This is a genomic window from Enterococcus ureasiticus (genome assembly GCF_001730285.1).
Lineage (GTDB): Bacteria > Bacillota > Bacilli > Lactobacillales > Enterococcaceae > Enterococcus_L > Enterococcus_L ureasiticus.
Genome location: NZ_MIJZ01000014.1, coordinates 1 through 24,390, shown reverse-complemented (window position 1 = coordinate 24,390; position 24,390 = coordinate 1). Strand labels below are relative to the sequence as shown.

Sequence of the window (24,390 nt, the reverse complement as noted above, 5' to 3'; positions counted from 1 at the left end):
GTACCTCCTGATTTAAAAGCTGAACAGGCTCGTTCAGCTCAAATGAAAAATAAGAAAGTCATAGTGCGGCGATTTTTGCCACAATCAGATGTTATCTTTTTCCCGAGAGACTAGCCTGTTTAATTTGATAAGCTAGCGTTCATTCAATATCGTAACACGAAAATCAACCGTTGTATTTTTGTTTAACCCTTTAGCTTCTAATTCAATTTGCTTACATAACAATTCTGTTCCTTCATAAATAGGTGTGACACGATAACGAATGGTTTCACCTTTGTCTAATGCTTGACGAACCTGATTTTCATATTTAGTCATGAAAGGTGTGTTTACAGGTGTTTGATACAATGTAGTGAGATTTCTTGCATCATCACCTGAACCGCCAAGCTGACGACCAATCAAATGCCCTCTAGAATGAGTCGTCGGTTCTAAACCCGAAACGAAGCCGGGCGGACGAATATCTTTATTGGCTGATGTCCCTGTATTGACCATTGCAGGTTTCAATAAGGCATCGGCGCCAGTCGCACGTCCAAGTGAATCTAAAGCGTGGTAATCAATCCAGCCTTTTTTACTATCGGTTAGTTCAGCTGCTGAAAAAGACGCAGGACCTAATTCTTTAGGACCTGGGTTTGTAGAACTTACAGGTTTTGTTGTACTAGGTTTTGCTTTTTCTTGCGTGTGAATGCCGAACATTTCTTGAATGTTATCTGGAACTTGAACCCCAAATACACCCAAAACTAAAATAATTAAAACCGCCACAAGCATAATTGCTGGACTAAATGGCGGTTTTTGTTTTTTTCTGGCCATATTTTTTCTCCTAACTACTATCAGAGATTGAGAAAGAAAGCTCATTTACTAAATAGAATTTTCAGACTCACCGTTTTTCCGATTTAATCTCATCCATCTATTATACGAAAAAAAATCAAAAAATCAAAAAGCTTTTGACCTGTCAGAGGACTTGTTTGCCTTCTTATGATAAAATTCTTTTGAGAGGGGATTGAAATTAATGGCTTATATCGACGTAATGAATGAATATAAAAGATATCATATGGGAGATACAACGATCGCTGCAAATGACGGGATCACTTTTTCAGTAGAAAAAGGCGAAGTTGCTGTTATTCTAGGGCCAAGTGGTGCAGGTAAATCGACCGTGCTAAATATATTAGGCGGAATGGACACTTGCGACGAAGGGCAGATCGTAATCGATGGAACCGATATTGCAAAATTCAATGAAAAACAACTGACTACATACCGTAGAAATGATGTTGGTTTTGTTTTTCAATTTTACAATCTAGTACCCAACTTAACGACAAAAGAAAATGTTGAATTAGCATCTCAAATCGTTTCAGATGCATTGGATCCTGAAGAAGTACTGAAATCAGTTGGATTAGGCGCTCGGTTAGATAACTTTCCAGCACAATTATCAGGGGGCGAACAACAACGTGTAACGATTGCTAGAGCAATTGCCAAAAGACCAAAATTATTGTTGTGTGACGAACCTACTGGAGCATTGGATTATGAAACAGGCAAACAAATTCTAACGATTTTACAAGAAACAGCCCGTAACACAGGGACTACTGTAATCATCATCACACATAATTCAGCAATCGCACCAATGGCTGACCGTGTGATCCGTATCAATGATGCAAAGGTTCGAAATGTGACGATCAATGAAGAACCAAAACCCGTATCTGAGATAGAATGGTAGGTGACAGTGTTGAAAAAAACTGCGTTACTTAAAACAAGTTTTCGTGAGATCAAACAATCAAAAACCCGATTTATATCCATTATGGGAATTATTTTTCTTGGTGTAATGGTTTTTGTTGGTCTAAAAGCCACAGGGCCTGACATGACCCAAACTGCTTCAAATTATTATCACAACCAAAAATTACCAGATGCTCGGATCGTTTCTACACTTGGTTTAACTGAAAAAGATGTTGAAGAAGCGAAACAAGTCAAAGACGTTCAAACAGTTTTTCCTAGATACACAACGGATATTGCAATCAGTGAGCGAAATGTAGCGGTGAAATTTGTCAGTTATGACCTAAAAGAAAAGCAGCCGTTGATCGATTATCGAGTGGTTAAAGGCCGTATGCCTGAAAAAAGTGGAGAAATCGTATTAGATGATCTTGCACAACTACGAGGACACTATAAATTAGGAGAAACTTTAACTCTTTCAAAAGAAGACAATAAAGATAAATCTTTAAAAAATGAGCAATTTAAAATCGTCGGATTTGTCCAATCACCTGAATATATTGAGAATACTTCTAGAGGAAATACGACGATTGGAAAAGGATCATTAGATTTTTTTGCAGTAGTTCCAAAAGAAGATATGGACCTATCCTCTTATACAGAAATTCTGTTATCGTTTAAAGGCCTTAACAGTATAGACAGCTATTCACAAGAGTATAAAGACAAACGAGAAAAAGCAGTTGCATCAGTCAAACAAGCGCTAAAAAAACGTCCAGAGCAACGTGTAGAAGAAATTCGTGAAGAATCAAAAGCTTCATTTGAAAAAGCACAAAAAGAGATTACGGATGGCGAAAATGCGTTAAAAGATGCTGAAAACAAACTGCAGACAAGTGAACAGGAACTAGCATCAGGAAAACAAGAGCTAGTACAAGCTCAAGAGACCTACACGGAACAAATCACAGCTGCAGAAAATGAACTCGCAACAACCCAAGCAACGATCACAAATGGTGAAAATGAACTTGCCTCACAAAAAAGTGTACTAGAAACAAAGAAAAATGAATTAGCGCAAGCCCAAGCTCAAGTTGAACAAGGTCAAAATGCCTTGCCTGGTTTACAGCAACAACGTAACGAGTTAGCATCGTCGAGCGAATCATTAAATCAATTGGTTAATGGTTATCAGAGTTTAGCATCATCAGTAGCTATTTTAGATCGTGTGCCAGATGATGCATTAGCTGAAAGTATTGCAGACGCTGCGCCGCAGTTACAGGCGGCAGTTCAAGCATTAGGTGCACCAGCAGCAATTTCTACTGCAATCAATCAATTAATCACTCAACCGGAAAGAGGAAATATTGCTTTTGTTATGGAGACAATCAATGGCGCTTTAGGCAATTTGTCAACGCAACAAGCTCAAGCTGCCGAAGGTCTACAAACAATCGACCAAACAATCAATACCATCAATCAGTCAATCACGCAATATGCAAATGGTCAACAACAACTTGCAGCGGCTGAGACTCAAATCACTCAAGCGGAAGCTCAGTTAGCCGCTGGTAAAGAACAGCTGGCAGCAGGTCAAGCGCAATTAGAACAGTCTAAAATTGATGGTCAAACCAAATTAAACGAAGCGCAAGCAAAAATTGATGAAGGTCAAAAAGCCTATGATCAAGGCTTAGCAGAGTTTCAAAAGAAAAAGACGGAATCTTCAACAAAACTAAATGATGCTAAGAAACAATTGGAAAAGAAACAAAAAGAATTAGCAGATTTAAAAGCAGCCGATTATTATTATTTTACAAGAGATGATAATCCTGGCTATTCTGAATACGAAGATAACGCCAATCGTATTTCTTCTTTATCAACAGTTTTTCCAATTTTCTTTTTCTTGATTGCGGCATTAGTCAGTTTAACGACGATGACGCGAATGGTTGAAGAAAAGCGGATGGAAATTGGTAGTCTGAAAGCATTAGGGTATCGAAATGGTGAGATTGCCTTTAAATTTTTAGTATATGCAGCGATTGCCAGCCTCTGTGGTGCTATTTTAGGATTGTTCGTGGGGTATTATTTATTCCCAACAATCATCTTTGATGCGTATGGACAGTTATATAATATTCCCGATTTTGTTACACCATGGTATTTAAGTTATAGTTTGATTGGAATATTCGTTGCTGTAATATGTACGGCAGGGGCCGCAATGGTTGTTTTGCGAATCGATTTATTCAGTACACCGTCGAGCTTATTGCGTCCAAAAGCACCTAAAGCAGGGCAAAGAATCTGGTTGGAACGGATGAAGCCGATTTGGAATCGATTAAGCTTTATTCAGAAAGTTACGGCTCGGAATTTATTTCGATACAAACAGAGAATGCTGATGACGGTTTTAGGTATTGCTGGTTGTATGGCGTTGATCATTACTGGATTTGGACTGAAAGATTCTATTTCAGATATCGTGGACGTTCAATTTAATAAGATCTGGCATTATCAGGCAATCGTGACGTTCAAAGATGATCGCTCAGAAAAAGAGGAGCAAAAATATCAAGCTGTCTTGGATAAAGTCGATGACTTGAAAGGGACGATGCCGTTATATGTTGAATCTTTAAAAACAACTAAAGATTCCAATGCCAAACAAGATGTCTCCATCTATGTTCCTGAAAAACCAAAAGAAATCGACCAATTTATTTTATTCAATGATCGACAATCAGGTGAGAAGTACCAGCTGACAGATGATGGTGTGATCATCAATGAAAAACTGGCAAAGCTATTCCACTATAAAACCGGGGACACATTTGTTTTGAAAAATAGTGATAATCAAGAGTACAAACTTAAAATCAATGCGATCGCTGAAAATTATACAGGTCACTTTGCCTATATGTCTCCAGACTATTATGAAAAAATATTTAAAATGAAACCTAGCTATAACACAGAATTCTTACTCTTTGATAAAACCCCTAGTGAGAAAGTTGAAGGCAGTATCAGTAAAGAATTGATGGAAAATCAGAATGTTTTGAATGTGTCTTTTTTATCAATTTCAAGTGATGCTTTAGATGATACGATCCACAGTTTGAATATCGTAGTTTGGGTCTTGATTACAGTTTCCGGTTTATTGGCATTCATCGTTTTATATAATTTGACGAATATCAATATTTCAGAACGAATTCGAGAACTTTCAACGATCAAGGTATTGGGCTTTTATGATAAAGAAGTCACGATGTATGTATACCGTGAAAATATTATTTTAACGTTGATCGGTATTTTCTTCGGCTGTTTCTTTGGAAAACTTGTTCACAGTTATGTATTGACAACAGTAGAAGTTGATATGCTAATGTTCTCGCCAACGATTCATTGGCTCAGCTATCTATATTCGGCACTGATTACACTGCTCTTTACATTGTTGGTCATGTTCTTCATGCATAGAAAACTGAAAAAAGTCGATATGATCGAAGCCTTGAAATCAAATGAATAAAATAGCTTAAAAAATGGAACGAATAAGTCTTGTAACTAAGATTTATTCGTTTCATTTCTTTTTGTTAAGGTAAATACACCCTTCGTATGATTTTACAAGATTAGCTGTCATTTTGAGCAAAGTATTGGTAAAATATAAGTATCTTCATGAGAACGTCGGAGAGAATGGGAAAGGTTGTTAAAAAGGAGAAAGGAGTGGGGATGTGATACAAGGAATTCCGATTGAGACAATTTATCTATATACGTTGATCGTTTGTGCAGGAATTGCGGTATTATTGGTGATATTTGGAGATGTCTTCGATTTTGATGGACCAATCGATCCAATGCTGGCGATTCCATGGTTGGCATTTACTTCATTATTTGGTTATCTAGGAGAGCGATTGCTTGAGTTGAACCATCTGATGTTGTTTCTTGTTAGTGGGGTATTGGCTTCAATTCTAGTATTTTTCTTGAATTTTTATGTCCTGATGCCAATGAAAAATGCAGAATCGACCCTTTCAATTTCGGAAAAGGACATGGAAGGTAATATGGCAACCGTTGTTACTCCGATACCAGTTGGTGGAATGGGCGAAATCCAATTAAAAAGTGTCACTGGATCAATCAGCCGACCAGCCGCTTTTTATGCTCCGCAAGATCAACCAATCGAACGAGGAGCGCAAGTGCTGATCATTGAAATCAGAGAACGCGTATGCTACGTAGTTCCGTATGAAGGAAGCTTACAATTATAAAAAGAAGGGGTAGAAGAAAATGGAATTAGGGATTTTAGGACCAATTGCTCTGGTTGTCTTTATTTTATTGATGTTGTTGATCGTTTTTATTTCAAAATATCAAACAGCAAAACCAGATGAAGCATTGATTATTAGTGGGAGCTATTTAGGTAGTAAAAATGTACATGCTGATGAAAGCGGTAATAAAATAAAAATCGTACGTGGTGGAGGAGCTTTTGTACTGCCAGTCTTTCAACGATCAAACAGAATCAGTTTATTATCAAGTAAGTTAGATGTATCGACGCCAGAAGTATACACAGAACAAGGGGTTCCAGTGATGTGTGATGGAACATCGATCATTAAAATCGGTTCATCAGTTGAAGAAATTGCTACAGCAGCAGAACAATTTTTAGGAAAAACACGTGAAGAGCTTGAAAATGAAGCACGTGAAGTGTTAGAAGGACACTTACGTTCGATCTTAGGCTCAATGACAGTAGAAGAAATTTATCAAAACCGTGATAAATTCAGTCAAAGTGTGCAAGAAGTTGCCAGTGTGGATTTAGCAAAAATGGGTTTGATCATCGTATCATTTACCATCAAAGAAGTGCGCGACAAAAATGGCTACTTGGATTCTCTAGGTAAACCAAGAATTGCCCAAGTCAAACGTGATGCAGATATTGCTGAGGCTGAAGCTTGGAAAGAAACTCGTATCAAAAAAGCCGAAGCAGAAAAAGAATCACAACAAGCAGAACTGCAACGTCAAACAGAAATCGCGGAAGCGTCAAAAGAAAAAGAATTAAAACTAGCAACATATAAAGAAGCACAAGATATCGCAAAAGCCAAAGCTGACCAAGCCTACAATTTGGAAACAGCCAAAGCCCAACAAGAAGTTATTGCCCAAGAGATGGAAGTAAAAGTCATCGAGCGTCAAAAACAAATCGAGTTGGAAGAAAAAGAAATCGTTCGTCGTGAAAAGCAATATGATTCAGAAGTGAAGAAAAAAGCGGATGCTGATCGCTATGCGAAAGAGCAAGAAGCATTAGCTCAAAAAGCTCGTGAAGTTGCAGAAGCCGAAGCAGAACGTTTCCGTGTGGAATCATTAGCGGAAGCTGAAGCCAATCAAACTCGACTAGCAGGTCAAGCTGAAGCTGAATCTATTCTAGCTCGTGGTGCTGCTGAAGCCGAAGCAAAACAAAAAATTGCGGATGCCTTCAAGGAATATGGCGAAGCTGCTGTCCTAAGTATGGTAATGGAAATGTTACCACAATTAATGAAAGAAGCAGCGCAACCACTTAGCAATATCGATAAAATTTCGGTTGTTGATACCGGAGGCGGCGGTGAAAATGCTGGTGCTAACCGTATCACCAATTATGCAACGAATTTGTTAGCAGGAACACAAGAAACGTTAAAAGAAACAACAGGTTTAGATGTCAAAGAATTGATCGAAAACTTCTCTAAAAAAGGAACGAACAGTAATGTGAATTTCTATGGTGAAGAGGCATCTGGCGACAAGGAATAACAAATTTAAAAAATGCCAAAATCAGAAGTGATTTTGGCATTTTTTTATAAAGCTATTTTTTCATTTCATCATTTTTACTTTTCTCTGATTCGACTCGTTCCTGGACTTTTTTTCTAAGTTCTTCCAATTCCTGTTCTTTCTTCGCTAATTCTGCTAAGTCTTCATCGATTTCATGTTCTTCTTCAATTGGTTTAGGCTTAAAAAAGAAATTTAACCCGATCCCGATAAACGTTCCAATAAATGTATCGATCACCCTTGATAAAGCGAAATAAAAGGATTCACCTTGAGGAATACTCAAAGAAATCAAAAGTAAAGTTGCTATTGCTGAGATAATGCCTGAATTATTGTTCATGCCATCTGAAACCACAATCACTACAATCACTAAAAAAGGCAGTAAAAACAACTCAACTAAAAAATCATTTGAAAAAAGATCCTTCACCAAAAAATATACGATCGCTAAACCGCCACCTAAAGTATTACCAAGAATCCTTGATTTTCCAAAAGTGAGACTGGTCGTTAAATCTTGCCGCAATGAAAAAACCGCAGCTAGAGCTGCAATCATTGGTGCTCCCCGATCAAATACTTTAAATAAAATAATACATAGCATAACAGCTAAAGCCGTTTTCAATGTGCGCAAACCTAGACGAAAAGGACCGACTTCCATGAGCTTTCTCTCCTATAATCAACATTTAATCAGTTTTCTATTTAATGATAACCGAAATAGAGGTAAAATTACTAGTATTAAAACAAAAGATTAATCATTTTGTCAGGAGCAGTCAAATGAAAATTGGATTACGAACTATTAAAACCGCAGTGAGTGCGACCTTATCAATGATCGTTGCAGGAAGCCTAGGTCTTTTATATCCAGCATCTGCTGGGATCATTTCTGTATTGAGTGTCACAAATACAAAGAAAACATCTTTGTTAACGGGGATTTATCGACTACTTTCTTTGGCTTTAGCTACAGCGATTGCCTATTTTTGCTTTTCTATTCTAGGATTCAACGCGTTGGCTTTTGGGGTTTATTTGCTTTTATTTATTCCAGGAGCAGTGTATTTTAAACTGTCAGACGGGATCGTAGTAAGTTCTGTGCTAGTGACGCAATACTTAGTAGAACAAGACCTATCTTGGTCGATCATCGGAAACGAGTTTTTATTGATGACGATAGGTGTTGGATTTGCCTTACTCATGAATCTATATATGCCGGATACCGAAAAACGTTTGAAGGAAGATCAAGAAGTGATTGAAACGATGTTTCGCAAAATTTTGAATAATATGGCAGCCTATCTGAACGAGCATACTAAAGAAAGAAACTTATTTGAAAAATGCAATGACTTAAAAGCATTTATCCGAACAGGAGAAAATTGGGCGAAAAATCATGCAGAAAATCAGCTGATTTCTTCGAATCATTATTATATCGAATACTTTACGATGCGACGCTTACAAAGTAATAGTTTGAAAGACATGCTGCGGACTTTGGAAAAGATCACAGTTGAACCTGAGCAAGTAGGAAACATTCAAGAATTATTGCAATATACTGCTGAAACTTTTGCTGAAAATAATGATGGACAAGATATCTTGGATAGAATTGCTCAAGTTTATGAAGCTTATCGAAAAAAGGAGTTACCGAAAACAAGAGAAGAATTTGAAAATCGTGCTCAGCTGTTTCAATTTTTACAGGTATTTCAATCTTTTATAGAAATCAAAGCTGAATTTGCAAAACATCAGAATGAAAAATAGAATTGTCCATTTATAAAGGAAATATTAAAGTTTAGTTACGTAATTCAAAAATCCTAGTATTTGCAAAATCACGGTGTTATACTTTCATCAAGTTAAAAAAATAGAAACTTTAAGTCTCTAAAAAGGTGGAACCAGAATTAATGACTGAAAAATGGCGTGAAGATCAAGAATATATGTCTTATGTGGAAGATTTGTTGGAAACGGAAGAAGTACAGCGTTTAGGAAATTACACGCAGCATGTTCACTCAACTCGTTTAGATCATTCAATCAGCGTTTCTTATTATAGTTATAAACTAGCTAAAAAATGGAATGGTGATGCTAGAGCAACGGCTCGAGCGGGACTGTTACATGATTTGTTCTATTACGATTGGCGTACAACAAAGTTCGACGAAGGATCTCATGCTTACATGCATCCAAGAATTGCAGTGAAAAATGCTGAGAAACTGACAGAGCTTTCAGACTTAGAACGTGATATTATTATCAAACATATGTGGGGGGCAACGATTGCTCCGCCTAAATATAAAGAAAGCTATATTGTTACGATGGTTGATAAATATTGTGCGGTCAAAGAAGCATCTGAGCCGATGACGAACTCAGTGAAAGCGAAATGGCGTCAATACTTTCCTAGAAAACAATCCGTATAATAAAAAAGTCGATCGATTTTCTTTTTGAGAATCGGTCGACTTTTTTCGTATTTCAGTTAATGCGAAAGCTGTTGTGTTTCAATTATTTGTTGATGTTCTAATTTCTTCAACCGCTTGATTGCCTTAAAATAAGAAGCAAGCAACACAAGCACAGAACCAGCCCAAGCAAGTGGTGATGCTAAAGCGGCACCGACAAATCCTAACGAAGCAGTTAAAATAATCGCAGCAAATGAACGCATAATTAATTCCATGATTCCAGCTATTGTAGGAATCACACTTTGTCCAAGACCTTGTAACGTATAACGAATGATAAACAAGATCGCTAACAACCAGTACATACTGCCGTTGACATTAAAATAAATCTGAGAAAGATTGAGCACTTCTGTTTCTTTTGCACTGACGAAAAGGGTCATCAAATTTTGACCAAATAGAATCACGATTCCGCCGGCCAGAATACTAAAGCCAATACTCATCACAAGACATTGATTGACGCCTTGTAAAATCCGTTTATACTTTTTGGCGCCATAATTTTGGGCAGTAAAAGTGGCCATAGCGATACCGAATGACATCATTGGTTGGGTAGCAAATTGTTCGATTTTGCCCGAAGCCGCTTGAGCAGCCACCACATCAGTACCTAAACTATTTAAAGCGGCTTGTAGAATAATCGCACCAATTGCAATGATCGATGATTGAAAAGCCATAGGTAAAGCAATATTTAAATGAGCTCGAAATTCATGTTTATCAATAGAAAAATCTTTCTTTCGTAATTGAAGATTTGGGATTTTCCACCGGATATAGATTATACATAAGACACTGGACACGATTTGAGCTGTAACAGTTGCAATACCAGCACCCGCAACACCCATATGAAAATTAAGAATCAAAATCAAATCAAGTACAACATTAATAATACTTGCAATGATTAAAAATAAAAGAGGTGTTCGACTATCTCCCAAGGCCCGAATCACATTGGATAATAGATTAAATGCCATTGCAGCAAAAATTCCGATGAAAATAATGGATATAAAGGTCTGAGCATCATCAATAATTTCTAGAGGTGTTTGCATAAGGTGTAGCATCGGGCGAACAAAGACCAAACTTAAGATGGTCAAAACAATTGTTACGACCCCACTAATGATGATTCCAGTAGCAAAGCTCTTTTTTACCCCACGAAAATCTTGTCCGCCAAAACGTTGTGACGTTAAAATGGAAAGTCCAGCAGTTAAACCTTGTGCAAAACCAATAATCAAAAAAGTAATACTCCCAGTCGATCCAACGGCCGCTAGAGCATCTTTTCCTAATGTTTGGCCAACGATGATCATATCAGCCATATTATAAAACTGTTGGAAAATGTTGCCGATCAATAATGGAATCGTAAAGAAAAAAATCAATTTTGCAGGATTGCCATGTGTTAATTCCTTCAATGAAAACATCCTTTCATTTTGAGAGAACAATCCTTTGGTAGATTTTCTCTACAATTTTTTACAAAAACAACAGCTAAAATAATGAAGTAAATAAAGTGGAAATATTGAAAATTTCCTATTTATAGTAGCATAATATTAAGGTTTTGCAAGTGCTTTATTAAGGGATTTCAATATTTAGTTTAAAAGAGTCTGTTTCGCTTTTATACAGAGCAAAAATTTATTTTTTTCTCGTTTCTTTTCGTAAAAATTGTTATAATTGACCAGCACGGCTCTAAGTAGTGATAATTATGAAGCAATTGACATGTTTTTAAGGAGTGATCGAGTGAAAAGTGAATTAAATATACCAATAAAAATCAGCATTTACATGGTTAAATGGCTAACGATTGCTTCGTTAATCGGACTAATGATGGGTACCTTATCTGCTTTTTTTCTGAAGAGTTTGGATGTTGTGACGCAAATCAGGCTGGATAATTCGTGGCTTTTATTGCTACTGCCAATCAGTGGGGCTATTTTTGCCTTTCTTTATAAAAAATTTGGAGGAAATGCAGTAAGAGGAAATAATCTTGTAATTGATCAAGCCAATGGTGAACAAGAAAACATTCCGTTACGCCTCATTCCACTAACGTTGTTTGGCACGATCACAACCCATTTATTCGGTGGTTCGGTGGGACGTGAAGGAACAGCTGTGCAGATGGGCGGAACGGTGGCTGATGCGGTCGGACGACTTTTTAGACTAGATAAACTTGAACGAGAAATCGTGATTATCAGTGGCATCAGTGCAGGTTTCAGCTCTGTTTTTGGAACCCCTTTAGCAGGGACGATTTTTGGATTAGAAGTTTTAATGATCGGTCGCTTAAGATCAGACGGGCTTTTCCCAAGTTTTTTTGCCGCTTTCTTTGCAAATTTTGTGACGGAATCATTTGGCGTAACGCATACACATTATGGCATGGGGCAAATACCAGACTGGTCTTTGATGTTGTTTATCAAAATAATGGTTGCCGGCATTTGTTTTGGTTTAGTTGGGTGGCTATTTAGTCGTTCGATCGTACGAGTTAAAAAAATCTATGCAAACTGGTTTGGGAATGTTGTTTTACGAAATTTCTTCGGAGGAATCATTGTGGTAGCGGCTGTTTTTATTTTACAGACGCAGCGTTACCTTGGATTAAGCCTGCCATTGTTAAAAGATGCGTTTAATGGTGAGAGTCACTGGTTTGATTTTATTGGGAAGCTTTTTTTTACAGTGTTATCATTGGGTGCTGGCTATCAAGGTGGAGAAGTAACACCATTGTTTGAAATTGGCGCAACATTAGGAAGTAGTTTAGCAGTGATTTTACACTTATCGATTCCGTTTTTAGCTGGATTGGGCTTTATCGGTGTTTTTTCCGGCGCAACAAATACGCCGATTGCTTGTTTTATTATGGGAATCGAGTTGTTCGGTAGCGAGGCGGCACTGTTTTTCTTTATGATCTGTTTGATCAGCTATATGTGTTCAGGAAACGCTGGAATTTATTCTGCTCAAAAAGTGGAAGTCGAAAAGGGTGTTTTGTTTTTACCCATCTTGACGAATTGGCAAAATAGAAAAAGAAAATGATAGACTATAGAATAATATTATTAGCCTATGATAAACTAGATGATGAGGTGAAAGCATGAAAGACTATCAGTATCCTTTAGATTTAGATTGGACAACCGATGAAATGGTGATCGTTACCAATCTGTGGTCAGCGGTAGAACAAGCAAACGAAACAGGAATCGATACCCAAACTTTTTTGAATACGTATAAAGAATTTAAAACAGTCGTTAAAAGTATCGGAGAAGAAAAGCGTTTAGGCAATGAGTTTCAAAAGGCATCTGGTTACTCCCTTTATCGAACACTCCAACAAGCTAAAAAGCAAAATGTAGGTAGATTAAAATTAGGAGCTGATTAAATTGACTTCAGAAAAAATGATTATTGAAATCAAAGAATGGTTAGCAGAAGCAGCAGGTTATATTCGTGTGAGCCTGACGAATCAACTTACCGTTTCGCAAAAGTCGGGTAGAACGGATTTGGTCACCAATATCGATGAAGAGATCCAATCATTTTTTATTAAGAAAATCAATCAGCACTATCCTAATGATCGAATATTAGCTGAAGAAAAAGGGTTTAATACGATTGATTCTTTTGCTGGTCGGGTTTGGATCATCGATCCAATCGATGGTACGATGAACTTTGTGATGGAGCAAGAAAATTTTTGTATCATGATCGCTGTTTATGAAGAAGGCGTAGGGCAATTGGGGTTTATTTATGATGTGATGAAAGAAGAATTGTATTGGGGTGGAAAAAATTACGGCGTTTTCCTGAATGAGCGGAAATTGCCACAGCCTAAAGATGTCACTTTGTCAGAAGGCTTAATTGGAATGAATGCCTATATGTATCGTAAAAATATCTACTCTGCTGGAGAAATCGGTCATGCAAGTATGGGTATCAGAGTCAGTGGATGTGCGGGAGTTGAGCTTATTGCTATGCTTAAAGGCAATCATATTGGGTATATTTCTAACTTGAGTCCATGGGATTATGCGGCAGGATTGGTATTGATAAACGAGTTTGGATTTAAGTACTCTAATATAGAAGGAAAACCCTTAGCATTTGACAAGCGTGAATATTTTTTAGCAGCAACTCCTGCAGCGTATACTCAAATTCAAGAAAAATTTATTCAATAATAGAAACTACTTCTTCAGCATGTCAAATAAAAAAGCTGATATTCCGACAGAAAACATTGCTTTTTTTCAGTAAATGTGTTATTTTTTCAAAAAAAGGCAATAAAATATGAAGTTTTCACAACTTTTGAAAGCTTTAGACTATATTTCATGAAAAAAATTTGGTATAATAAAAAGTCGGATTTAATGAACAAGTGACGTAAGGCAAAAGGATAAGGAGCAATTACATTGAAATACAGAGAAGATATTAGAAACGTGGCAATCATCGCCCACGTCGATCATGGTAAAACAACATTAGTAGATGAACTTTTAAAACAATCAGATACTTTAGATGGACACACACAATTACAAGAACGCGCGATGGATTCAAATGCGATTGAAAGCGAACGTGGAATTACGATTTTAGCTAAAAATACTGCAGTTGATTACAAAGGTACTCGTATCAACATTTTAGATACACCTGGACACGCGGACTTCGGTGGTGAAGTTGAGCGTATCATGAAAATGGTGGATGGCGTAGTTTTAGTTGTTGATGCCTATGAAGGAACAATGCCTCAAACTCGTTTCGTATTGAAAAAAGCATTAGAACAAAAAGTAACACCAATCGTTGTTGTAAATAAAATTGATAAACCTTCAGCACGTCCAGAACACGTTGTTGATGAAGTCTTAGAATTATTTATCGAATTAGGTGCGGATGATGATCAATTGGATTTCCCAGTTATATATGCATCAGCTTTGAACGGGACTTCAAGCAATTCTGACAACCCAGAAGACCAAGAACCAACAATGGCACCAATTTTTGACCAAATCATTGAACACGTACCAGCACCAGTTGATAATTCAGATGAACCATTACAATTCCAAGTATCATTATTAGACTACAATGATTACGTTGGACGTATCGGTATCGGCCGTGTGTTCCGTGGAACAATGAAAGTGGGCGATCAAGTTGCCTTAATGAAATTAGATGGTAGCGTGAAGAACTTCCGTGTTACTAAAATCTTTGGTTTCTTTGGATTACAACGTGTTGAAATCAATGAAGCAAAAGCTGGCGATTTAATTGCCGTTTCTGGTATGGAAGATATCTTTGTTGGTGAAACTGTTGCTGACGTAGCACACCAAGAAGCTCTACCAATCCTACACATTGATGAACCAACATTACAAATGACATTCTTAGTAAATAACTCTCCATTTGCTGGTCGTGAAGGTAAATACGTAACTTCTCGTAAAATTGAAGAACGTTTAATGGCAGAATTACAAACAGACGTATCATTACTTGTAGAACCAATTGGACCAGATTCTTGGACCGTATCTGGTCGTGGCGAATTGCATTTATCAATTCTGATTGAAAATATGCGTCGTGAAGGCTATGAATTACAAGTTTCTCGTCCTGAAGTTATCGAACGTGAAATTGAAGGCGTAAAATGCGAACCGTTTGAGCGTGTTCAAATTGATACTCCTGAAGAATACATGGGTAGTGTTATTGAATCATTAAGCTTACGTAAAGGTGAAATGCAAGATATGATCCATACTGGTAATGGTCAAATTCGTTTGATCTTCTTAGCACCAGCTCGTGGTCTAATCGGTTATACAACTGAATTCCTATCAATGACTCGCGGATACGGTATCATGCACCACACATTTGATCAATATCTACCAATGATTCAAGGAACAATTGGCGGACGCCGTCAAGGTGCACTTGTTTCAATCGATACAGGTAAAGCAACAACTTATAGTATTATGAGTATTGAAGAACGTGGAACTGTCTTTGTAGAACCTACAACTGACGTTTACGAAGGAATGATCATTGGTGAAAATAACCGTGACAATGACTTGACCGTAAATATCACAAGAGCAAAACAAATGACTAACGTTCGTTCTGCTAACAAAGACCAAACATCTGTCATCAAAAAAGCAAAAATCCTTACATTAGAAGAATCTTTAGAATTCTTGAATGAAGATGAATACTGTGAAGTAACACCAGAAAGCATTCGTTTGAGAAAACAAATTCTTAACAAAAACGAACGTGAAAAAGCAAGTAAAAAGAAAAAATAGTCGAATGAACTACGATGATATAATCGAGTTTAAAAAGATGGGACAGAACTTAATAAGTTTTGTCCTATTTTTTGTGGATAACTTTTGATAAATCATTATAAAAAATGCGTATCCTATTAGTAGGAACCTTGATAAACCAAGGTTTTGATTTTTAATAAAAAAGATACTGTGTTTCACATGGCGCAAATTGTTTCACGAACGGGAAAATCCTTCCTTGAATTGCCCTATAGTGCATGCTAAAATAACAACCAGACACAAAGAACGGAGAGAATTTCATGATTGACATCAAAGACTTACTAAAGGAAAAATTTGGATACGACGAATTTCGTCAAGGACAAGAAGACATCATCAATCATGTTTTACATAAAGAAAATGTTTTAGGTATTATGCCGACAGGTGGTGGTAAGTCGATTTGTTACCAATTACCAGCACTCGTATTAGAAAATCTAACATTAGTGATTTCACCTTTGATTTCTTTAATGAAAGATCAGGTTGATGCATTGAATATGATGGGAATTCCAGCTACATTCATTAACAGCACGATTTCACAGCAGGAAATGAATAAACGAGTTCAAATGGCTGTTAATCGTGAGGTGAAACTATTGTATATAGCACCTGAAAGACTAGAGTCATTTGATTTTCAGCAATTATTATTACATGTACCAATCGATTTATTAGCAGTGGATGAAGCGCATTGTATTTCTCAATGGGGACACGACTTTCGTCCGAGTTATTTACGCTTAGCTGAGATTATTGAGCAGTTCCAACAGCAGCCTTCAGTCATTGCACTTACGGCCACTGCGACACCCCAAGTAGCAGAAGATATTCTTGAACAATTACACATTCCAAAAGATAATCAGATACAGACTGGTTTTGCTCGAGAAAATCTATCCTTTCAAGTTGTTAAAGATCAAAATCGAGATGTGTTTCTTTTAGAATATTTAAAGTTGAATAAAGGACAATCAGGTATTGTTTATGCAAGTACTCGGAAAGAAGTTGAACGAATCTATCATTTACTTCAAAGTAAAAAAATTGCTGTGGGCATGTATCACGGTGGAATGAATGAAAAGGAGCGAAATCACAACCAAGAAGAATTTTTATTCGATAAACTTCAAGTAATGGTTGCGACGAATGCGTTTGGTATGGGAATCAATAAGAGTAATGTCCGATTCGTGATTCATGCGCAAATACCTGGGAATATTGAGTCTTATTATCAAGAAGCTGGGCGTGCCGGACGTGATGGTCTTCCAAGTGATGCTGTATTACTTTATGCACCACAAGATCTTCAAATTCAGCAATTCTTTATCGATCAATCAGAAATGACGATCGATTATAAACAAAAGGAATACATGAAATTAAGAGAAATGTCTCAATATGCCAATGCTCAAATGTGTCTACAGAAATTTATTTTACGTTATTTTGGAGAGAAAGGCTCTGACTGTGGCCGCTGTTCTAATTGTTTAGACGAGCGTGAATTGGTAGATATCACAGTTGATGTTCAAAAAGTTCTTTCTTGTGTGAAACGAATGGGCGAAAAGTTTGGTAAGGGGTTAGTTGGAAAAGTACTGACTGGTTCTAAGGATCAAAAAATCGATCAGTGGCATTTTCATCGTTTGCCTACGTATGGTTTGATGAAGGATAGAACACAAAAAGAAGTAAATCAATTGATCGATTATCTAACAGCAGAAAGATATTTAAATCCTTCAGATGGGCAATATCCATTGTTATCTGTTTCGCCAACTGGGGTTAAAGTATTATTAGGCCAACAGACAGTGTTTAGAAAAGAAGATCAACGTGTTCGCAAAGTTGTTGTGAATGATGGGCTCTTTGAAATGTTAAGGGAATTACGGATGGATTTAGCGCAAGATGCGGGTGTGCCGCCATACCTAATTTTCTCAGATAGTACATTGAAAGAAATGTGTGAAAAACTCCCTAAAAACTCAATTCAATTACTGCAAGTAAAAGGTGTAGGGCAGAATAAATTGGATAAATACGGAGAAAAATTCTTAACAGCAATCCAAACATTTAAACAGACTGAAGAAAAAGATGTCAGCACTCAGTAGAAGCAGGTACTTAGAATAGAGTGACAAAAAAGTTAGAGCAGGACTCTAACTTTTTTTGATCAACATTGTTATTTAGGATAAACAGCAAAACGTTCATCTTTTAATGGGATGATTTGAATCGGTTCAGCGTAAAAATCTGCGAACTTTTCTTCATTAAATAGTTCAGATTGTGTTCCCTTGGCAAAGATTTCGCCATCTTTTAACAGCATCAAATGATTAAAACACGGCAGAATTTCCTCGGTATGGTGTGTAACATAAAGTAGTGTAGGGTGATTTTCTTGTTCAGCAATCTTCTGGATTTGAGATAAGAGTTTTTCTCTAGCAAATAAATCTAAGCCATTACAAGGTTCATCTAGAATCAATAATTCTGGGTTAGTCATTAAAGCTCTTGAAATTAATACCAGTTGTCGTTCTCCCTGAGATAAAACTTCGTATTTTTTCCCGATAAGCGATTCACCACCAGCATTTCTTAAAATCGTTTTTGCTTGCTCCAGTTCTTCAAAAGTGTAATTCTGATAAATACCGATACTGGCGAATTTTCCAGATAGAACAATTTTTTCGGCTGTCTCCCAGTTCTTCATCCGATACTGCAAGGCAGTGCTGACCCAACCAATTCTTCGCTGTAATGCGGGGATCGAGGCCTGACCAAACACTTGATCTAAAACCACCAAGCGTCCTTTGCTTGGCCATAAATACCCGCAGATCAATTGCAAAAGCAGTGTTTTACCAGCGCCGTTCAATCCAAGGATAGCCCAATTCTCGGCTGTTTCAACTGACCAATTTACGTTATTTAACAACATCTTTTTATCCCGAATAAATGAGACGTCTGTAAATTCAAAAGCTTTCATACTAACTCCTCCTTTGTCTTATTTTACCACTAAGAATAGAGAATAGAATAGTAGTAGTTGAAAAAAATTGAAAGAAGAAAACACTGTCAAGAAAATTTCATTGACAAAGCTTTCAAACCCTTGTATAATTGCTTTTGTTGCGTTATGAGGTGATGAATATGAAATGGTCTTTATTAGAACTAAACAAATACAAAGACGAACCCTGTGAATTTTCAGAGACACTTGATTTAAAAGCATCTTTGATGAAAAGAGATAATCTGATTCTAGATGTTAGTCCCGTCAAAGCAACCGGGATACTAGCTGTAGGGAAAGAAGAGTACTTGCTTCACTATAAAATCGATGTTATTGTAACAGTTCCATCTTCACGTTCTTTAACACCTGTTCCTCTTACACTTGTAATTGATGTTGATGAGGTATTTATGACTCCTGAACAGTATCAGCAAAGAGATGAACGTTTGGCAGATGAAGAAATCATTTTGTTGGAAAAACCAACGATCGATTTAGATGAGTCAGTCGAAGATAACATTCTTTTGTCTATTCCAATTCAAGTATTATCAGAAGAAGAGCAAACAAGTCAAGATATGCCTAAAGGCAATGACTGGGAAGTTCTGTCGGAAGAAGACTATGAACAGAAAAGACAAGAAGAAGCACAACAAACAATGGATCCTCGTCTTGCTAAATTATCCGAATTGTTCAGTGAAACATCTGACGAGGACGATAAGCAGTAGGATTGGAATATATCGTGCATTTTATGCACACATCTTTACAAGGAGGTGGAACACCAATGGCAGTACCAGCTAGAAGAACTTCAAAAGCTAAAAAGGGCAAACGCCGTACTCATTACAAATTAACAATCAAAGGTTTGAATGCATGTTCAAACTGTGGTGAAATGAGAAAAAGCCATCACGTATGTCCAGCATGTGGTCATTACGATGGTAAAGACGTAATCTCTAAAGAAGCATAAAACATTTTTTTGAAAATGTTAAAATCCCTTAGGCTAACCATGGAGCCTAAGGGATTTATTTTTATTAAGAAGAAATGATTTACTGGACAATCCTATGTAATTGTCCAAATTTAAAAAAATAAACAAGAATAAATTAAATTAATCGAACTATTTTGTTTTCATATCAAGCATTCTACGTTATAATGATGTAGATTATAAGAAAATTCTAATGAATTTTTTTTCAAAGATAGTGGGAGGATACAAGATGACAAAACAACAATTTGGCGTAGTCGGAATGGCCGTAATGGGAAAAAATTTAGCCTTAAACATTGAAAGTAGAGGATACTCAGTAGCTCTATTTAATCGTACAGGTTCAAAAACAACGGATGTCGTTGAAGAGCATCCTGATAAAAATTTTAAAGCGACTTATACAATTGAAGAGTTTGTAGAGTCTATTGAAAAACCACGTCGTATTATGTTGATGGTTCAAGCAGGTTTTGCAACCGATGCGACGATTCAAGAGTTATTACCACATCTAGACAAAGGCGATATTTTGATTGACGGTGGAAATACATTCTTTAAAGATACGATTCGTAGAAATGAAGAATTGGCTAATTCAGGGATCAACTTTATCGGGACTGGTGTTTCCGGTGGTGAAGAAGGTGCGTTAAAAGGCCCTTCAATCATGCCTGGCGGTCAAAAAGAAGCCTATGAATTAGTAGCTCCGATTTTAGAAAAAATTTCAGCAAAAGCAGAAGATGGCGAACCATGTGTAACATACATTGGCCCAAATGGTGCAGGTCATTATGTTAAAATGGTGCATAACGGAATCGAATACGGGGATATGCAATTGATTGCTGAGTCTTATGATTTAATGAAAAATATTCTTGGTGTATCTGTAGATGAGATGGCTGAGATTTTCAAAGAATGGAATCAAGGAGAATTAGATAGTTATCTTGTAGAAATCACAGCAGATATCTTAACACGCAAAGACGATGAAGGAACTGGTAAACCAATCGTTGATGTCATTATGGATGCTGCCGGTAATAAAGGAACAGGTAAATGGACAAGCCAAAGTGCGTTAGATTTAGGTGTTCCACTACCATTGATTACTGAATCTGTTTTTGCCCGTTTCATTTCCGCTTATAAAGATGAACGTGTGAAAGCAAGTAAAGTTTTAGCTAAGCCTGAAGCTCCTGCTTATCAAGGTGATAAAAAAGAGTTGATCGAAAAAATTCGTGAAGCACTTTACTTTAGTAAAATCATGAGCTATGCACAAGGATTTGCTCAATTACGTGTCGCTTCAGAAGATTATGAGTGGGACTTACCATTTGGTGAAATCGCTAAAATCTGGCGTGCAGGTTGTATCATCCGTGCTCAATTTTTACAAAAAATTACAGATGCGTACGATAAAAATCCAACAATTGAAAACTTACTATTGGATGAGTACTTTATTGATATTACAAAAAAATATCAACAATCTCTTCGTGATGTTGTATCAATTGCTGTTCAAGCAGGCGTTCCAGTTCCAACATTTGCTTCAGCTATTGCTTATTATGACTCTTATCGTTCAGAACGCTTACCAGCAAATCTGATCCAAGCGCAAAGAGACTACTTTGGCGCACATACGTATCAACGTGTTGATAAAGAAGGTACGTACCACTATAGTTGGTATAACGAACAATAATATGTTGGAAAACCATGGGATTCAAAGATTTCTCATGGTTTTCTCTCTGTTAGATATGAGGGAAATAGGTTGTTACTAGCTTTTTGAGGTAAAAGTGGGTATAATGGGTAGGCTTTAAGATAGCTTTTAAAGAGAAAGGACAAATAACCAATGAGTAATATTCTAATTATTGAAGATGAAAAAAACTTAGCGCGTTTTGTAGAATTGGAGCTGAAACATGAAGGTTACACTACGGAGGTTCACTACAATGGACGTACTGGTTTAGAAGCGGCTTTAAATAATGATTGGGATGCTATCCTTTTAGATTTGATGTTGCCTGAATTGAACGGGCTTGAAGTTTGTCGACGTGTACGCCAAGTGAAAAATACGCCAATCATCATGATGACGGCAAGAGATTCTGTGATAGATCGTGTATCTGGTTTGGATCATGGAGCGGATGATTACATTGTAAAACCATTTGCTATTGAAGAGTTACTAGCTCGTTTGCGCGCATTGCTTCGCCGTATCGATATTGAGGGTGACAAAAACGTAGCAAAACAAACAACAATCACGTATCGTGATCTAACGATCGAAAAAGAGAATCGCGTTGTTCGCCGTAATTCTGAAATGATTGAATTAACGAAACGTGAATACGAATTACTATTAACTTTAATGGAAAATGTAAATGTTGTATTAGCTCGTGATGTACTGTTAAATAAAGTATGGGGCTACGAAACAGAAGTCGAAACAAATGTTGTCGATGTGTATATTCGTTATCTACGTAATAAAATTGATGTTCCAGGCGAGGAGAGCTACATTCAAACTGTTCGTGGAACAGGTTATGTGATGCGCTCGTGAAAACAATGAAAATGAAAAAAGCAGCAAAAAAAGAACTGAAGGGGCCTTCTTTGACAATAAAGTGGGCTTCTGCAAGTTCTTTCTTCATATTTGTTGTATTTACGATATTTGCAGTAATTACTTATAAATCATCTGTTAACCTTATTGTTGAAAAAGAACGAGAAAATGTAGAAAGAACGGTTGGAGAAGTGGGCAATCGTTTGGCAAACGCTGATGGAAAATTAACCGTATCAGATGTCTATGAGAAATTAAAGACACCTAGTGTTGATGAAAATGCTTTAGACAACAAAAAAATCTCCGTAGAGGGATCTTTGATGGAGATGGATACCATGCTTTCTGAGTTGGGGCAACCAGCGTTGTTTTTATCTGTTTATGATACAAATGGAACGTTAGTATTTGAGACGCAAAAAATTCAAAGTCAGCTGCAGAAAAAAGAGAAACAAGAGGCTGAGATTAAAACATTAGATGATAAAACAGGATTTTTAGTTATTCAACCAGTTTATTCAAAAGAGAATAGAGAAAAGATCGGTTATATTCAGGCTTTTTATGAATTGTCTTCTTTTTATGATATTCGGAATCGTTTATTACTGACATTAATCGTTTTAGAAATCATTTCATTCATTTTAAGTAGCATACTAGGTTTTATTTTGTCTTCGTATTTTTTAAAACCAGTAAAAGTTTTACGAGATACAATGGATACAATCAGAAAAGACCCGCAATCGGATATCCATATGCCAGACATTCATTCAAATGATGAGTTAGCAGACCTTGCGGAAATTTTTAATGAAATGTTGGATCGTATGAGACGATATATCGAGCAGCAAGAGCAATTTGTTGAAGATGTTTCCCATGAGTTGCGTACACCGGTTGCAATTATTGAAGGTCATTTGAATTTATTGAATCGCTGGGGGAAAGAAGATCCGGAAGTGTTGGATGAATCTTTAGAAGCGAGTCTACAAGAAATTGTGCGAATGAAGAGTCTAGTTCAAGAAATGTTGGATCTATCTCGTGCAGAACAAGTAGATGTTCAATATTCTAATCATACATCAAATGCCAAACAGGTTGTTTATCAAGTGTTTAACAATTTTAAAATTTTATATCCAGATTTTGTTATTACTTTAGATGATGACTTATTAAACGAAGTAACATTAGGGATTTACCGTAATCACTTTGAACAGCTTCTGATTATTATTTTGGACAATGCTGTGAAGTATTCAACAACGCGTAAAGAAGTTCATATTTCTATTTCAAAAACATTGAGTGAATTTGAAATTGCAATTCAAGATTTTGGTGAAGGAATTCCAGAAGATGATTTAGCTAAAATTTTCAATCGTTTTTATCGTGTAGATAAAGCACGGGCTCGTAATAAGGGTGGGAATGGACTAGGCCTATCGATTGCCAAACAGCTAGTGGAGAATTATAAAGGAAGAATAGATGCGGAAAGTGTTGTTCATCAAGGAACAATATTTAGAATCTACATTCCAATAGTAGATAAAGGTGAAATAGTAGAGTAGGAGTAAAAGCTCCTACTCTTTTCTTATCGCTTAACCGAATAATCTATTCTGTTTGGTACGGAATGCTACAGAAAAAGCGAATGCTCAAAATGAAGTTGAGGTGATTTGTTCGCTAAGAGAAAAAAGAATCAAAAATAGACATTTTCTAGTTGCATTTTATGATAAGTATTGTTATATTTATACATGTTCTGATGATTAAACATTGCTTAAGTGAAAGAGAAAAATTATATATTTTTCTACTTGACGAAAGGAATATAATCATGATAGAATAACAAAGTTGTTAATTTAAAACAACCAAAAGAACTTAGGAAATCAGGAAAAAAGTTGTTGACAAATAACAAACAACCTGATAAACTAATGAAGTTGTCGCGGAACATTCGATAACATCAAGCAGAAAAAAACTTTGAAACTTTTTCAAAAAAGTGTTGACATCAAATCGAAGATTTGATATGATGTAAAAGTTGCTGCGAGGTAACACAGTAGACCTTTGAAAACTGAACAAAGTAAGACGAACCAAATGTGTAGGTTGTTTTTACAACGGTAAAAACAAACAACAATTTTTAACAAAAGCGAAGCAAT

At 36.5% G+C, this 24,390-nt stretch carries 20 protein-coding genes; 16 read left to right on the top strand and 4 right to left on the bottom strand.

Annotated features, from left to right (window positions below; all coding sequences use genetic code 11):
- Positions 1 to 132 precede the first annotated feature (132 nt).
- Positions 133 to 801: a DNA/RNA non-specific endonuclease gene (locus tag BCR21_RS10910; RefSeq protein WP_069646498.1), complete on the bottom strand. Its 669-nt coding sequence runs from the start codon at positions 799 to 801 to the stop codon at positions 133 to 135.
- Positions 802 to 1,000: 199 nt separating this feature from the next.
- Between BCR21_RS10910 and BCR21_RS10905 the strand changes: the two genes are divergently transcribed.
- The 4 genes from BCR21_RS10905 (at position 1,001) to BCR21_RS10890 (ending at position 7,362) form a co-directional block, all read left to right on the top strand.
- The gene (locus BCR21_RS10905) at positions 1,001 to 1,702 is read left to right on the top strand and encodes an ABC transporter ATP-binding protein (protein WP_069646497.1); all 702 of its coding nucleotides are present in this window, start codon (positions 1,001 to 1,003) and stop codon (positions 1,700 to 1,702) included.
- A 6-nt stretch (positions 1,703 to 1,708) separates the two neighbouring features.
- A complete protein-coding gene (locus BCR21_RS10900; RefSeq protein ID WP_084013305.1) occupies positions 1,709 to 5,137 on the top strand; it encodes an FtsX-like permease family protein in 3,429 nt (1,142 codons plus the stop codon).
- A gap of 202 nt (positions 5,138 to 5,339) precedes the next feature.
- Positions 5,340 to 5,864 (top strand): NfeD family membrane protein, encoded by a 525-nt coding sequence (locus tag BCR21_RS10895; RefSeq protein ID WP_069646495.1) that lies wholly within the window; start codon positions 5,340 to 5,342, stop codon positions 5,862 to 5,864.
- A 19-nt stretch (positions 5,865 to 5,883) separates the two neighbouring features.
- Positions 5,884 to 7,362, top strand: a complete 1,479-nt coding sequence (locus tag BCR21_RS10890; RefSeq protein WP_069646494.1) for a flotillin family protein — start codon at positions 5,884 to 5,886, stop codon at positions 7,360 to 7,362.
- 52 nt (positions 7,363 to 7,414) lie between these two features.
- Here BCR21_RS10890 and BCR21_RS10885 read toward each other — a convergent pair whose 3' ends face one another.
- On the bottom strand, positions 7,415 to 8,026 hold the full coding sequence (locus tag BCR21_RS10885; protein WP_069646493.1) for an FUSC family protein: 612 nt from the start codon (positions 8,024 to 8,026) through the stop codon (positions 7,415 to 7,417).
- 116 nt (positions 8,027 to 8,142) lie between these two features.
- Between BCR21_RS10885 and BCR21_RS10880 the strand changes: the two genes are divergently transcribed.
- Together BCR21_RS10880 and BCR21_RS10875 are read left to right on the top strand one after the other, a co-directional pair.
- Entirely contained in the window at positions 8,143 to 9,102 is a 960-nt protein-coding gene (locus BCR21_RS10880; RefSeq protein ID WP_069646492.1) for an aromatic acid exporter family protein, read from the top strand.
- 140 nt (positions 9,103 to 9,242) lie between these two features.
- On the top strand, positions 9,243 to 9,746 hold the full coding sequence (locus BCR21_RS10875) for an HD domain-containing protein (RefSeq protein ID WP_010771925.1): 504 nt from the start codon (positions 9,243 to 9,245) through the stop codon (positions 9,744 to 9,746).
- Positions 9,747 to 9,802: 56 nt separating this feature from the next.
- On the opposite strand, the gene BCR21_RS10870 is transcribed toward BCR21_RS10875, so the two are convergent.
- A complete protein-coding gene (locus BCR21_RS10870) occupies positions 9,803 to 11,170 on the bottom strand; it encodes an MATE family efflux transporter (RefSeq protein ID WP_069646491.1) in 1,368 nt (455 codons plus the stop codon).
- 364 nt (positions 11,171 to 11,534) lie between these two features.
- Here BCR21_RS10870 and BCR21_RS10865 point away from each other — a divergent pair, with 364 nt between their 5' ends.
- From BCR21_RS10865 to recQ, 5 genes are all read left to right on the top strand, one after another.
- Entirely contained in the window at positions 11,535 to 12,761 is a 1,227-nt protein-coding gene (locus tag BCR21_RS10865) for a voltage-gated chloride channel family protein (protein ID WP_420809830.1), read from the top strand.
- Between the two features lie 55 nt (positions 12,762 to 12,816).
- A complete protein-coding gene (locus BCR21_RS10860; protein ID WP_069646489.1) occupies positions 12,817 to 13,095 on the top strand; it encodes a UPF0223 family protein in 279 nt (92 codons plus the stop codon).
- 16 nt (positions 13,096 to 13,111) lie between these two features.
- Positions 13,112 to 13,867, top strand: coding sequence for an inositol monophosphatase family protein (locus tag BCR21_RS10855; protein WP_069646812.1), 756 nt, complete (start codon positions 13,112 to 13,114; stop codon positions 13,865 to 13,867).
- Positions 13,868 to 14,092: 225 nt separating this feature from the next.
- On the top strand, positions 14,093 to 15,919 hold the full coding sequence (gene typA, locus BCR21_RS10850) for a translational GTPase TypA (protein ID WP_069646488.1): 1,827 nt from the start codon (positions 14,093 to 14,095) through the stop codon (positions 15,917 to 15,919).
- A 275-nt stretch (positions 15,920 to 16,194) separates the two neighbouring features.
- The gene (recQ, locus tag BCR21_RS10845) at positions 16,195 to 17,982 is read left to right on the top strand and encodes a DNA helicase RecQ (RefSeq protein WP_069646487.1); all 1,788 of its coding nucleotides are present in this window, start codon (positions 16,195 to 16,197) and stop codon (positions 17,980 to 17,982) included.
- 68 nt (positions 17,983 to 18,050) lie between these two features.
- Here the strand turns inward: recQ and BCR21_RS10840 are convergent, their stop codons facing one another.
- Positions 18,051 to 18,830, bottom strand: coding sequence for an ABC transporter ATP-binding protein (locus BCR21_RS10840; protein WP_069646486.1), 780 nt, complete (start codon positions 18,828 to 18,830; stop codon positions 18,051 to 18,053).
- A 158-nt stretch (positions 18,831 to 18,988) separates the two neighbouring features.
- Here BCR21_RS10840 and BCR21_RS10835 point away from each other — a divergent pair, with 158 nt between their 5' ends.
- The 5 genes from BCR21_RS10835 to BCR21_RS10815 all read left to right on the top strand — a co-directional run bounded on the left by BCR21_RS10835 (position 18,989) and on the right by BCR21_RS10815 (position 23,811).
- A complete protein-coding gene (locus tag BCR21_RS10835) occupies positions 18,989 to 19,558 on the top strand; it encodes a YceD family protein (protein ID WP_069646485.1) in 570 nt (189 codons plus the stop codon).
- A gap of 56 nt (positions 19,559 to 19,614) precedes the next feature.
- Positions 19,615 to 19,794 (top strand): 50S ribosomal protein L32, encoded by a 180-nt coding sequence (rpmF, locus tag BCR21_RS10830; RefSeq protein ID WP_010763436.1) that lies wholly within the window; start codon positions 19,615 to 19,617, stop codon positions 19,792 to 19,794.
- A gap of 244 nt (positions 19,795 to 20,038) precedes the next feature.
- A complete protein-coding gene (gndA, locus tag BCR21_RS10825; protein WP_069646484.1) occupies positions 20,039 to 21,460 on the top strand; it encodes an NADP-dependent phosphogluconate dehydrogenase in 1,422 nt (473 codons plus the stop codon).
- 150 nt (positions 21,461 to 21,610) lie between these two features.
- Positions 21,611 to 22,297 carry a response regulator transcription factor gene (locus BCR21_RS10820; RefSeq protein ID WP_010765234.1) on the top strand — a complete coding sequence of 229 codons (687 nt, stop codon included), beginning with the start codon at positions 21,611 to 21,613 and terminating at the stop codon, positions 22,295 to 22,297.
- 5 nt (positions 22,298 to 22,302) lie between these two features.
- Positions 22,303 to 23,811, top strand: coding sequence for a HAMP domain-containing sensor histidine kinase (locus BCR21_RS10815; RefSeq protein ID WP_420809828.1), 1,509 nt, complete (start codon positions 22,303 to 22,305; stop codon positions 23,809 to 23,811).
- The last annotated feature ends 579 nt before the right edge of the window (positions 23,812 to 24,390 follow it).